The sequence below is a fragment of the Enterobacter cloacae complex sp. HYC080_NIDB genome, from assembly GCF_056673325.1.
Map to the genome: position 1 here is coordinate 3,799,487 of NZ_CP114212.1, position 12,655 is coordinate 3,812,141.

11 protein-coding genes and 1 riboswitch are annotated in these 12,655 nt (G+C 54.8%); of the genes, 8 read left to right on the forward strand and 3 right to left on the reverse strand.

Annotation, left to right across the window (positions count from 1 at the left end):
* The first annotated feature begins 7 nt into the window (after positions 1–7).
* Positions 8–613 (forward strand): 3-isopropylmalate dehydratase small subunit, encoded by a 606-nt coding sequence (leuD, locus tag O1723_RS18110; RefSeq protein WP_014882531.1) that lies wholly within the window; start codon positions 8–10, stop codon positions 611–613.
* A gap of 92 nt (positions 614–705) precedes the next feature.
* Here leuD and O1723_RS18115 read toward each other — a convergent pair whose 3' ends face one another.
* From O1723_RS18115 to sgrT, 3 genes are all read right to left on the reverse strand, one after another.
* A complete protein-coding gene (locus O1723_RS18115) occupies positions 706–858 on the reverse strand; it encodes a Hok/Gef family protein (RefSeq protein WP_010427008.1) in 153 nt (50 codons plus the stop codon).
* A 217-nt stretch (positions 859–1,075) separates the two neighbouring features.
* A complete protein-coding gene (locus O1723_RS18120; protein ID WP_014882530.1) occupies positions 1,076–2,254 on the reverse strand; it encodes a sugar efflux transporter in 1,179 nt (392 codons plus the stop codon).
* A 120-nt stretch (positions 2,255–2,374) separates the two neighbouring features.
* Positions 2,375–2,527: a glucose uptake inhibitor SgrT gene (sgrT, locus tag O1723_RS18125; protein WP_014882529.1), complete on the reverse strand. Its 153-nt coding sequence runs from the start codon at positions 2,525–2,527 to the stop codon at positions 2,375–2,377.
* 88 nt (positions 2,528–2,615) lie between these two features.
* Between sgrT and sgrR the strand changes: the two genes are divergently transcribed.
* The 7 genes from sgrR to O1723_RS18160 all read left to right on the forward strand — a co-directional run bounded on the left by sgrR (position 2,616) and on the right by O1723_RS18160 (position 12,655).
* Positions 2,616–4,271 (forward strand): HTH-type transcriptional regulator SgrR, encoded by a 1,656-nt coding sequence (gene sgrR, locus O1723_RS18130; RefSeq protein ID WP_014882528.1) that lies wholly within the window; start codon positions 2,616–2,618, stop codon positions 4,269–4,271.
* A 36-nt stretch (positions 4,272–4,307) separates the two neighbouring features.
* Positions 4,308–4,408: riboswitch (TPP riboswitch) on the forward strand.
* A gap of 31 nt (positions 4,409–4,439) precedes the next feature.
* On the forward strand, positions 4,440–5,423 hold the full coding sequence (gene thiB, locus O1723_RS18135; RefSeq protein WP_014882527.1) for a thiamine ABC transporter substrate binding subunit: 984 nt from the start codon (positions 4,440–4,442) through the stop codon (positions 5,421–5,423).
* Positions 5,399–7,009: a thiamine/thiamine pyrophosphate ABC transporter permease ThiP gene (gene thiP / locus O1723_RS18140; protein ID WP_014882526.1), complete on the forward strand. Its 1,611-nt coding sequence runs from the start codon at positions 5,399–5,401 to the stop codon at positions 7,007–7,009. Before thiB ends, thiP begins: the two co-directional genes overlap by 25 nt.
* The gene (gene thiQ / locus O1723_RS18145; RefSeq protein ID WP_014882525.1) at positions 6,993–7,715 is read left to right on the forward strand and encodes a thiamine ABC transporter ATP-binding protein ThiQ; all 723 of its coding nucleotides are present in this window, start codon (positions 6,993–6,995) and stop codon (positions 7,713–7,715) included. Before thiP ends, thiQ begins: the two co-directional genes overlap by 17 nt.
* A gap of 280 nt (positions 7,716–7,995) precedes the next feature.
* Positions 7,996–10,506: a type VI secretion system Vgr family protein gene (locus O1723_RS18150; RefSeq protein WP_014882524.1), complete on the forward strand. Its 2,511-nt coding sequence runs from the start codon at positions 7,996–7,998 to the stop codon at positions 10,504–10,506.
* Complete coding sequence (locus O1723_RS18155) at positions 10,506–11,963, forward strand: T6SS effector phospholipase Tle3 domain-containing protein (RefSeq protein WP_248190950.1); 1,458 nt, start codon at positions 10,506–10,508, stop codon at positions 11,961–11,963. Before O1723_RS18150 ends, O1723_RS18155 begins: the two co-directional genes overlap by 1 nt.
* Positions 11,964–11,965: 2 nt before the next feature.
* Complete coding sequence (locus O1723_RS18160) at positions 11,966–12,655, forward strand: T6SS immunity protein Tli3 family protein (protein ID WP_419095432.1); 690 nt, start codon at positions 11,966–11,968, stop codon at positions 12,653–12,655.

The following is a 12,655-nucleotide window of genomic DNA, read 5'->3' on the forward strand; positions in this document are numbered from 1 at the left end:
GACAATCATGGCAGAGAAATTTACCCAACACACAGGCCGGGTTGTCCCCCTGGATGCCGCTAACGTCGATACTGACGCCATCATTCCTAAGCAGTTTTTGCAGAAAGTGACCCGCACAGGTTTTGGTGCACACCTGTTCAACGACTGGCGTTTCCTGGATGACAAAGGCGAAGTGCCTAATCCAGAATTTGTGCTGAACTTCCCGGAATACACAGGCGCGTCCATTCTGCTGGCGCGGGAAAACTTTGGCTGCGGTTCTTCGCGTGAACATGCTCCCTGGGCGCTCACCGATTACGGCTTTAAGGTGGTTATCGCCCCGAGCTTCGCGGATATCTTCTACGGTAACAGCTTCAACAACCAGCTGCTGCCGGTGACGCTGAGTGACGAACAGGTTGATGAGCTGTTTGCGCTGGTTAAGGCGAATCCGGGCATGGCGTTTGAAGTGGATCTGGAAGCGGAAGTGGTTAAAGCGGGTGAGAAGACCTACAGCTTCAGCATTGATGCATTCCGCCGTCACTGCATGCTGAACGGTCTGGACAGCATTGGTCTGACGCTCCAGCATGAAGACGCCATCTCAGCGTACGAGAAAAAACAGCCTGCTTTTATGGGCTAAAGGCAATGGCCCGCGAAAAGCGGGCCATTGATAAGGGTGCGTTGAGGCTCAACCACTCTGGAGAGGCGGGGAAACCTTCCCCGCCAATACCGCTAACGTTTTGCTTCGTAAGCCAACACTGCTGCCAGCTCTGTTTTCTCCTGTCTGAAATGCAATTCACATAGCGAATCACGCACCATCCAGGTGAAGATCAACAGCGTCGTACAGATCAGAAACAAACCTAACAGCAGAGTACGTTTTGGCATTCCAGCCTCCTTATTGCTTTTCGGCAATGAAGAGACTAACCTCGCAATGTGTGTTGTGAAGTTGGTCTCCCCATCAGTTCTATTGATGTGGGACTCTCCACTGTTTGCCTCTTGCGAAAGCCTGAGGCAAACAGCCTCAAGCACCCGCCACGCACTCTATGCGCCTTCCCTTCATCTGTCAGAAAGTCGTTTCATTTCGTGAAGCCGCCTTCCAGAATCAAACATCCTTAACCCGGCATGTCAGCCCAAACGTGATGACCGAAATCGCGGCAATCATCCAGTAAACCGAGGCATGTCCGTAGCTCTGCGCCAGCGCTCCCTGAATCACCCCCGCCAGAATGACGCCTGTCGAAATGCTGTTGGTGAAAAGCGTGGTCGCCGAGCCAGCGCGTCCCGGCATTAAGTCCTGGAACCAGAGCATGCCGATCCCGGCCACGATCCCGATGAATATGGCATTGAACAGCTGCAGCGCCAGCAGTGCTTCGCGCGAATGGAAGAAGATCAGCCCAAGATAGAACAACACCCCGGCGGCAACCGCAACCACCATCATTTTGCGTTTACCGAAGCGCTTTACGTAATATCCTGCAAGAATCATCGCCGGAATCTCCAGCCCGGCAGCCGTTCCCATTAAGATCCCGGCGAGCTTGTCCGGCAGACCGAGATCGCTGCTGATCCACAGTGGCATATCAATGATGTACATGGTATTGCAGGTCCACATCAGCGTGGAGGCGATAAACAACATACGGACGTTTTTGTCCTGCCAGCCGCTCACTTGCGTAATCGGCTTATCCGTCGTCTGTTCGACGCGCGCCACAGACGGTAGCACGAAGGCAATCAGCGCCAGGCTGATGGCAAAAATGGCCGCGGCGATGGAGAACATGGCGGTAAAACCGTAGTTCAACGCCAGCATGAAGGCCAGCGGCGGGCCGATGACCCATGCAAGTGAAAGCTGAGCACGCATCACCGAGCTGAACATCACCACTTCCCGCGCGGAGTTATCCGCGTATTCTCGGGCCAGGGCGAAAAGCTGCGGCATGGCGGTATTCGCCAGCGACGCCAGCAGGACGCCGCAGGTAATGAGCGTCAGGTAATGGCGATTGAACGCAAAGAGTAGCGCGTTGCCCACGGCCATGGCGCAGCAAAAGAGGATCAGCTTGCGGCGATCGCCCTGGCTGTCCGATCGTTTCGCCAGCGCGAGGCTGACCAGGATCCCGGCAATGGCGTTAACGGTGTAAAACAGGCCGACCCAAAACGGCTGCGCCCCCACCTCGCGGCTGAGGAACAGGCTCAACGTCGGCGCCTGCAACGCCCCCGCCACACCCATCATAAAGGCTACCAGCATAAAAGCGGCATATACGCCATTCAGGCGGCGCCCCATCGTCATCAACCACAGCATACGCAAGTCCTTGTGAAAGCGAATCGAAATTGGGTGAAAGAATAAACGAAAAAAGCCAGCAAAAATATTTTGCTGGCGGGTGATAAACACCAATACTCAGTCACACATGATCGAGGCGAGTTAGCGGGAAGAGGTCGGTTTCGTAACGTCCCACTGCATCAGTTCTTCTAACATTTTCAGCCGCTGCTCTGCACACCGGCGGGCCAGCCAGGACGCTCCTTTTGTCGCTGAAAAGTACTGCTGATAAAACTGACGTGCGGTAGACCTCTTCATAATTTACCTCCTCACTTCATCGGGGAGAATTATTGGCCTAATATAGGGATAAATAAATTGCTGGTTTTTTGTCAGGAGTTCCCCTTTTATGCCTTCTGGTCGTCTGCAACAACAATTTATCCGCCTCTGGCAGTGCTGCGAGGGGCAATCGCAGGAGACCACGCTCAACGAGCTGGCTGACCTGCTCAACTGTTCGCGCCGTCATATGCGCACGCTGCTTAACACCATGCAGCAGCAGGGCTGGTTAAGCTGGGAAGCGGAGGCAGGACGCGGGAAGCGCTCACGTTTGACCTTTCTCTATACCGGTCTGGCGTTGCAACAGCAGCGCGCGGAGGATCTGCTGGAGCAGGATCGCATCGACCAGCTGGTGCAGTTGGTGGGCGACAAAGCCGCCGTGCGCCAGATGCTGGTCTCACATCTTGGACGTAGCTTTCGTCAGGGCCGCCACATTCTGCGGGTGCTCTACTACCGTCCGATGAAAAATCTGTTACCCGGCACGGCGTTACGGCGTTCTGAAACCCACATGGCCCGGCAGATTTTCAGCGGCCTGACGCGGATAAATGAGGAAAATGGGGAACTGGAAGCGGATATCGCGCATCACTGGCAGCAACTTTCCCCGTGCCACTGGCGCTTCTTCTTACGCCCCGGCATCCACTTTCACCACGGTCGCGAACTGGACATGCGCGACGTCATCGCCTCTCTGGAACGTGCCCGCAAGCTACCGCTTTATTCACACATTTCCCGCGTTCATTCCCCGACGGCATGGACGCTGGATATTGAGCTGTCGCAGCAGGACAAATGGCTTCCCTGGCTGCTGGGCTATGTGCCGTCGATGATTTTGCCCGCCGAGTGGGAGTCGCTGAACAATTTCGCCAGCCTGCCGATTGGCACCGGCCCCTACTCCGTGTCCCGCAATAACAACAACCAGCTGAAAATTCGCGCGTTTGATGACTACTTTGGCTATCGGGCACTGATCGACGAAGTGAACGTCTGGGTATTACCGGATCTTAATGAAGATCTCAGCTGCGGGCTGACGCTGGAAGGCCCCACCACGGGAGAAAAAGCGGTAGAGAGTCGTCTGGAGGAGGGATGCTACTACCTGCTGTTTGATAGCCGCACCCACCGCGGGGCAAACCAGGCCGTTCGTCAGTGGGTCAGCCACGTGCTGTCCCCCTCCAATCTGATCTACCATGCGGAAGAGCAGTACCAGACATACTGGTTCCCGGCGTACGGCCTGCTTCCGCGCTGGCACCACGCCCGCCCGGCGCACTGCGACAAACCTGCCGGGCTGGAGTCCATCACCCTGACCTACTACCGCGAGCACGTGGAGCATCGTTTTATCGCCGGGATCATGGCCAGGCTGCTGGCAGCCGAAGGCGTGACGCTGGAGATCAGAGAAGTGGACTATGACGAATGGCACCGGGGGGAGATCGTCAGTGATATCTGGCTAAACAGCGCCAACTTCACCCTGCCGCTCGATTTCTCGCTCTTTTCTCATCTGTATGAGATCCCGCTGATCCAGCACTGTATCAACCGTGACTGGCAGCAGGACGCTGCCCAGTGGCGCGCTGGCGACATGAATCTTGCCGTGTGGTGCCAGCAATTGCTGGCTGAACAGGCGATTGTACCTCTGATACACCACTGGCTGATGATCCAGGGTCAACGCAGTATGCGGGGTCTGCGGATGAACACCCTGGGCTGGTTTGATTTCAAATCAGCCTGGTTTGCGCCGCCGGAGCCATAACGCTTTCGTAATATTCACCAAATCATTACAATAGCGCCGTTCTCAACGGGGTGCTGCATCACAGATGTGCGCTGAGATAATACCCGTCGAACCTGATCCGGATAACGCCGGCGAAGGGATTTGAGGCTGTCGCTCAAAATCCTTTGCCACTCAACCCTGAGGTGCAAAGTGTTAAAAAAAGTTCTTCCTCTGCTGGCGCTGTTTGCGCTGCCTGCGTTCGCGAAGCCCGTCCTGACGGTCTATACCTACGACTCGTTCTCTGCCGACTGGGGCCCTGGCCCGTTAGTCAAAAAAGCCTTCGAAGCTGACTGTAATTGCGAGCTGAAATTCGTGGCGCTGGAAGATGGCGTGTCGCTGCTTAACCGTCTGCGTATGGAAGGGAAAAACAGCAAAGCCGACGTGGTGCTCGGGCTGGATAACAACCTGCTGGAAGCCGCCACGCAAACCAAACTGTTTGCCAAAAGCGGCGTAGCGGCAGAGGCCGTCAACGTGCCGGGCGGCTGGAACAACGACACCTTTGTGCCGTTCGACTACGGCTACTTTGCTTTCGTCTATGACAAAAACAAGCTGAAAAATCCGCCGAAGAGCCTGAAGGAGCTGGTGGAGAGCGACCAGAAATGGCGCGTGATTTATGAAGATCCGCGTACCAGCACGCCAGGCCTGGGACTGCTGCTTTGGATGCAGAAGGTCTACGGGGATAACGCGCCGCAAGCGTGGCAGAAGCTGGCCGCCAAAACCGTCACTGTGACCAAAGGCTGGAGTGAAGCGTATGGTCTGTTCCTGAAAGGCGAAAGCGATCTGGTGCTCAGCTACACCACCTCGCCGGCTTACCACATTATCGCCGAGAAGAAAGACAACTACGCCGCCGCGAATTTTGCCGAAGGGCATTATCTGCAGGTGGAGGTTGCCGCGCGTACCGCTGCCAGCAAACAGCCGGAACTCGCCGAGAAGTTCCTGAAATTTATGGTTTCTCCGGCGTTTCAGAATGCCATTCCTGCGGGCAACTGGATGTATCCCGTCACCCACGTTGCACTGCCGGCCGGTTTCGAACAGTTAACCAAACCACAAACGTCGCTGGAGTTTACGCCGCAGCAGGTGGCCGCGCAGCGAGCAGCATGGGTAAGTGAATGGCAACGCGCCGTCAGCCGTTAATTCCTGGCTGGTTACTTCCCGGACTGCTCGCCGCCATGCTGATGGTGGTAGTCAGTCTGGGAGCATTCCTTGCGTTGTGGTTTAACGCGCCGGAGAGCGATCTGCTCGCGCTCTGGCGCGATAGCTATCTCTGGCACGTCATTCGTTTCTCCTTCTGGCAGGCGTTTCTTTCTGCCCTGCTGTCAGCGATCCCGGCTATTTTTCTTGCGCGGGCTCTGTATCGTCGGCATTTCCCCGGAAGAGTAGTCCTGCTGCGCCTGTGCGCCATGACGCTGATCCTGCCCGTGCTGGTCGCGGTATTTGGTATCCTGAGTGTTTACGGTCGACAGGGCTGGCTGGCGTTGCTGTTTGCCCGGCTTGGTCTGGAATGGACCTTCTCGCCATACGGTCTGCAGGGCATTCTGCTGGCGCACGTGTTTTTCAATATGCCGATGGCAACGCGCCTCTTTTTGCAGGCACTGGAGAATATTCCCGGCGAACAACGCCAGATTGCCGCTCAGCTTGGCATGCGTGGATGGTCGTTTTTCCGCTTTGTCGAATGGCCTTGGTTAAGACGTCAGATTGCCCCGGTTGCCGCGCTGATCTTTATGCTCTGCTTCGCCAGCTTCGCCACCGTGCTTTCTCTCGGCGGCGGGCCACAGGCGACCACCATTGAGCTGGCGATTTATCAGGCCTTAAGTTACGACTACGATCCGGGCCGCGCCGCGCTTCTGGCGATCGTGCAGATGGCGTGCTGTCTGGTCCTGGTGCTGCTGAGCCAGCGCCTGAGCAAAGCGATTCCCCCGGGCAGCAATAGCCTCTCGGGCTGGCGCGATCCGCAGGATAGCCTGCACAGCCGCGTCTCCGATTTTATCCTGATCGTGCTGGCACTCCTGCTTCTGTTGCCACCGCTGCTGGCCGTTATCGTTGATGGTCTGAACAGGAATGTGGTGTCAGTACTGCAACAGCCCGTGCTGTGGCAAGCGACGTGGACCTCGGTACGCATTGCGCTGGCAGCCGGAGCGCTATGCGTGATCCTGACCATGATGTTGCTCTGGAGCAGCCGCGAGCTCTACGCGCGTCATGCCCGTAAAGCCGGACAAGCGCTGGAGCTGACGGGCATGCTAATTCTGGCGATGCCGGGCATCGTGCTGGCGACGGGCTTCTTTTTACTGTTCAACAGCACCATCGGCCTGCCGGAAAGTGCTGACGGCATTGTGATTTTCACCAACGCCCTGATGGCCATTCCTTACGCGCTCAAAGTGCTGGAAAACCCGATGCGCGACGTCAACAGCCGCTACGGTTTGCTGTGCCAGTCGCTGGGCATGCAGGGCTGGCAGCGGCTGAAGGTGGTCGAACTCCGCGCGCTGAAACGTCCACTGGCGCAGGCGCTGGCGTTTGCCTGCGTGCTCTCTATTGGGGATTTTGGCGTGGTGGCTCTCTTTGGCAATGAAGATTTCCGCACGCTGCCATACTGGCTCTATCAGCAGATCGGCTCTTATCGCAGTCAGGACGGCGCGGTCACCGCGCTGTTACTGCTGCTGCTGTGCTTTGCCTTATTTACCGTTATCGAAAAACTTCCGGGGCGTGATGTTAAAACTGACTGATGTAACCTGGCTTTACCAGCATCTGCCGATGCGCTTCACGCTCTCCGCGCGCCAGGGGGAGATGATCGCCGTGCTTGGCCCAAGCGGTGCGGGAAAAAGCACGCTGCTCAATTTGGTTGCGGGGTTTCTGCAGCCGGCAAGCGGATCGATAGTCATTGAAAATCGGGACCATACCCATACGCCGCCTGCAAAACGTCCTGTCTCCATGCTGTTTCAGGAAAACAACCTGTTTACCCACCTGACGGTGCGGCAAAACATCGCGCTGGGGATGCATCCGGGACTCAAGCTGAACGCCCCCCAGCGCCAGAAGCTAGAGGTCATTGCCGCCCAGATGGGGATCGCGGAATTTCTCGACAGGCTGCCCGGCGAGCTTTCCGGCGGCCAGCGTCAGCGCGTGGCGCTTGCCCGTTGTCTGGTCCGCGAACAGCCGATACTGCTGCTGGATGAACCGTTCTCTGCGCTCGACCCGGCCCTGCGCCAGCAGATGCTGGCGCTTGTGCAGGACGTCTGCCAGCGCCAGCAGCTGACGATGCTGATGGTTTCGCACAGCATCGAAGATGCCGCACGGATTGCCCCCAGATCGGTGGTCATTGCCGAAGGACGAATTGTGTGGGATGGGATGACAGAAGAACTTCTGAAGGGTAACGCTAACGCGTCGTCGCTGCTGGGCATCAGCGCACCTCCCCTTCACTCGCTGGACTCATAAATATCCATTTTTGTAAGGCCATAGCCAGAAAGTCGCTCTGAATGGAAAGTCAGAGCGCATATTAATCCACCTGGAAACCGATGGTCCTGACTAATAATGAACCGAGCTCTTCACATTATTATTTTAAATCACATTTTGTTTATGAATTGATGCCTTCAATATATAAAAACAATGAATAAACAAACCAAAAATTAATACAGCAAAATGGATTTAATACTTACGTTTGTTTTTTATAAGCGTATTATTTTATGATTCTACTGCTCCTGAAAGGGATATAGACATGGCAGTACCCCCAGGTAACTTTCAGCAAAATGACACGCTAAACCGCTATTTACTTCTTTTCCCACGTAACGCTAACGCGTTAAATGATGTACATTCCTTTACCGGCGAAGAAGCACTTAGCCAGCCCTACCGCTATGCCATTCGTTTTACCAGCCCCAATGCAAATATATCGCCTGACGCCGTTTTGAATCAGAAAGCGGAGTTTCTTCTTCGCGCCCCTAATCCTGAGGCCTCATGGCATGGCCAGCCATCCTGGCTGCCAGTGCGCCAGATTAACGGGACAATTACTGCGTTTGCCCGCCTTAAGTCGTCTTCAGATGAAGCGCTCTATGAATGCGTGCTTGAACATGAGCTTGCGTTACTGGACAGAAACTTCCGTTCGGCAGTCTACACCGATGTCACCGTGCCGGAGGTCGTTACGCAGTTAATGAAAGAGAGCCGTTATTTTGAAGGCTTCAACATTGATTTCGACAACCTCAGTTATACCTATCCCCGCAGGGAAATGATTATTCAGTGGAAAGAGACCGACCTGCAGTTTATTCGCCGCCTGTTGGCCGAAGTGGGAATATGGTTCCGTCTTGAAAATCACAACACCACGCCGACGGAAACGGTGGTTATTTTTGGTGACTCTGCCAGCCGCTATATTATCAGCGAGAAGACATTCCCCTTTGTCCGCCGCTCCGGGATGACCAGTCATGATGAGTACGTGACAGAACTGGAAGAACGGCACGCGTTAATACCCGAAAATATTATGGTGAGATCCTATAACTACCGCGATCCCGTCTCACCGCAGGCGGATAAAACGATTGTAAGTCACGACATTCCCGGTGGCATTACCACGGGAAGAGAGTACCACCATTCCGATCATTTTCTGGTCGCCGGGGATTTTTATGGAAAAGAAGGCGAAACCGCTACGTTCTATGCGCGTTTGCGCTATGAACGCCTGCTAAATACCCAGCGTGTACTCGGCGCCACAACCAGCGCAGCGGAACTGCAGCCGGGTATAAAGTTCGATATAACCGGTCAAATCCCCGATGGCTTTAAGAAAGGTTTGCTCGTGACGTCAATGACGATAACGGGCAGTCGCGCAGAGCATTATCGAGCTCTGCTGTCGGGCATCCCCTGCCAGCCTGAGTATAGTTTCCGGCCAGAATGTCTTCCCCGCCCCCAAATCGCAGGTACTGTCCCCGGAAGGGTGATGGCAATAAGCAGCAATAAAATCTATGCGGGGGTTGATGCTGCTGGCCGCTATCGGGTGAAGTTCGATTTTGATCTTGATGAGAAACGTGCAGGCTTTGAAAGTGCGCTGGTGCGCCTTGCCAGACCGTACGCCGGAGAGGTGTACGGTTTTCATTTTCCGCTGCTGGAAGGCACGGAAGTTGCCATTGCGTTTGAAGGCGGCGATCCGGATCGGCCGTTCATCGCCCATGCCATGCATGACGGCGCGCATACTGATGTAGTCACAAACCGCAATGATACCCGCAATATCATCCGTACTGCAGGCCTGAATAAAATCCGTCTGGAAGACAGGCGGGGCCAGGAGCATATCAAGATTTCAACGGAGCGCGGTAAAGGGCAGCTCAGCGTAGGCCATCTTGTCGATGCGGAAGGAAAACCGCGCGGGGAAGGCCTTGAAGCACGCACAGATGACTGGATGGCGCTGCGAGCCGCTAAAGGGGTCATGATCACCACTGAAGCGCAGCCGCGTGCTCAGGGACAACAGCTGGATATGGCGGCCGCGATCGCGCAGCTCGAAAAAGCCCTCTCACTGGCAATGACGCTGCAGCAGAGCGCAATGACGGCCGGTGTCGATAATGTGGATACGGAACGGCAAAATGCCCTGCTTAAGACGCTGAATAAGCTTACCGGCGCAGGCCTGCTGACCTATGCCGGAGAAGGACAGGCCCACGTCACGCCGCAAAGCCTGCAACTTTCAGCCGGTCAGGATCTGATTGCCACCGCTGGCCGCAACAGCAGCGTTAACGTGGTGAAAAAATTCTCGCTGGCCGTCGGGGAAAGGCTCTCTCTGTTCGCCCGCAAACTTGGCATTCAGCTGATTGCCGGTGCGGGTGATATCAAAACGGAGGCGCAGCGCGGAGCCCTGCACATGCTTTCTCAGGATGATTTCACGGTCACGAGCACGGCAGGCAAAATTAACGGCAGCGCGAAGCAGGGAATACAGCTGGTGTGCGGCGGAGGTGGGATCCGCATTAGCCCCAGCGGGCTGGTTGAAATTTTCTCACCAACCGGCGTGGACATTAAAGCGCCGAATTTTGCCTATAAAGGGGCGGAAAGCGTGCAAACGCAACCGCCTGCGTTTGACAAGGGCGCGTTTGCACAGCGCTATCAGCTGCATGCATCTGACGACCCGGAGCAGATCCTCGCTAATCGCGCGTTCCGCCTTAAAAGCTCGACAGGCCAGATTGTTGAAGGCGTGACCGACAGCAATGGCTGTTCCCCGCTGCTGGATGCGGCCGACCTTGATTCGTACAAACTGGAGGTACTCTGATGGCTGATGAGAAGAAAAGCCCGTATTGCCCGCGCGTGGTCTCTGAGAACGATATTCCCGTTATCACCATGCTGGCAAACATGCTGGTGAAGCAGGCGGGATATGAGCCGGTTAACTGCGTCATTCTCAATCACTCCCCATACTCGCTCGAAAGCCGTCTGGCTGAAGATATTCAGCCGGGTCATCACCAGACATCCGATGCGCGGGTGCAGACGTTTAAGAACTTTTGCGCACTGATGGCAACGCACTACAAAGGTGGTGAGATAACAGAAGCCGATATTCTGGCAATGGAAGCTGCCTGCGCGCTGCGTAAACCGTCCGATAACCCATTAAGGAAGGATGAAAGATACAGGCGCGATAATAACGGACGGGTTTATAACTATTTTTGCCCGAATGACGGCACCGTCTCCCTCAAGAACATACAGGGGTTCGGCTGGCGCGGTATTCCTGAAGATATTGCCAGTCATATCCCAAATCTGTATCAGCGGGTGTTTTATCAACATGGTGAGGTAGGAGCGAAGCCGGATGGGAAAACGTTTAGCCTGCCGTCAGCCAGAACGGGTGATGCGGATTACAGTTCAATCGGGAACGCCTCTTACACCGCGCATGACGTGATTGTGAACGGTGAAGAGTTACCCGTGAAGTTTACCTTTATGCTGCAGGGGGCAGGTAATCATAAGGACGACGATCCCAAAACCAGCGATAAACCCTATACCGCCTATATCGATCCGGACAGCCCGGACGCCTATATCTCCTATTCAGCAAAAGCCTATGCCATCAAACGGACGCAAAGCGCCACGTACGTTGTCAGCAGGTACCAGAGCCTCAGCTGGCGTCCCGGCCATGTCCTGACGCCTGACGAGCTGAAAATGGAAAGCTATGAGCTCGGTGTGGAGGTGATAAAGGGCGTTGTGACCGGTACAAAGGATTTTCCAACCGTGACATTAACCTGGCTTCGCCCTCGCGAAGCGCTGGAAAAGGAATGGGCAAAGTCCGATCCCGTAAGTTACAGCCAGCACTCGTCAATCGTGATGAGTGAATACGCACCGTCCCATGCGATGGCCTTTGACCTGGCAATCGGCCAGTGCCGCTCATTTGATTTTAAGGCAGGTAAATTCTGGGAAGAGCTGCTGCATCGAGCAGACTGGCGGGATCCGCTGAATAAAAACCAGCAGGCAGTGGAGTATTACCGTTCAGGGATACTGCCTGATGAAACTACAAAATGGTTTATGAACAGACCTGATGACATTTTACCAACAGGGAATTTTGGGGTGGTAAATGAATTTAACAATGCAATAACGGTGAAACCATCGAAGGATTTGGCTGCCGGTAATCAGGAAATTGCTAATTTGCAGTGGGATATGCCGAAGACAAAAAGTGACCGTGAACTGGGATTACAAAATCAGGTGTCGGCACTCGATCTCCGCCCCTACGGAGCAGGACAGGGAAGCCTATGAAAATGAAATATGCGGCAGGAAGAGCATTAGTTGTATTAATGATGGCTTCAGTCTGTCAGGCGAAAGAACCGCCGACGCAGGTGGTCTACCGTTTTGATAACCATCGTTATCTGGAGCTGAAAGGCTGGGACTGCGAAGGTGAACTCTGGTATACCGATACGCTGCGGGGGATTCATTCTGAACCTGTCAGCCAGTTTTACAGAATATTTACTAAAAAGTTTGTACATCCCTCAGAGCGATATATCGCTATTACAGGCTGGGGGGTCGGTGGTTTTCGTGTCTCAAAGGACTACGGGAAAACATGGCAGGTTGCACAATTTTCTCCCGGAGAAAACGAGCCGGACGGCATGAACTCGCCTCCTCGTGATGACGTGCTTTCCTTCACTGTCGTGAATGACCAGGGGTTTCTGCAGACAAAGCACCGCCTTTATATGTCATCCAAACCATTTGATGATCCACGCCTGGCACCGGGTGGACCAGGGATTGATTATGTAGTTGAAGGCGTAACTCACAGAATTAAACCCCAATTCCCGGGGCCGGCGTGGGGGCTGGATTACATCACTAAAGAGGCGCTGGAGAACGATACGGCAAAATTCCATACCAATTACCAAAACTTGCCAGATAAGGTACCCGAAGTTAAAGGCTACACCGGCTGGGACCATATGCGCTGTGATATGGGCGCGGGGCGCTAA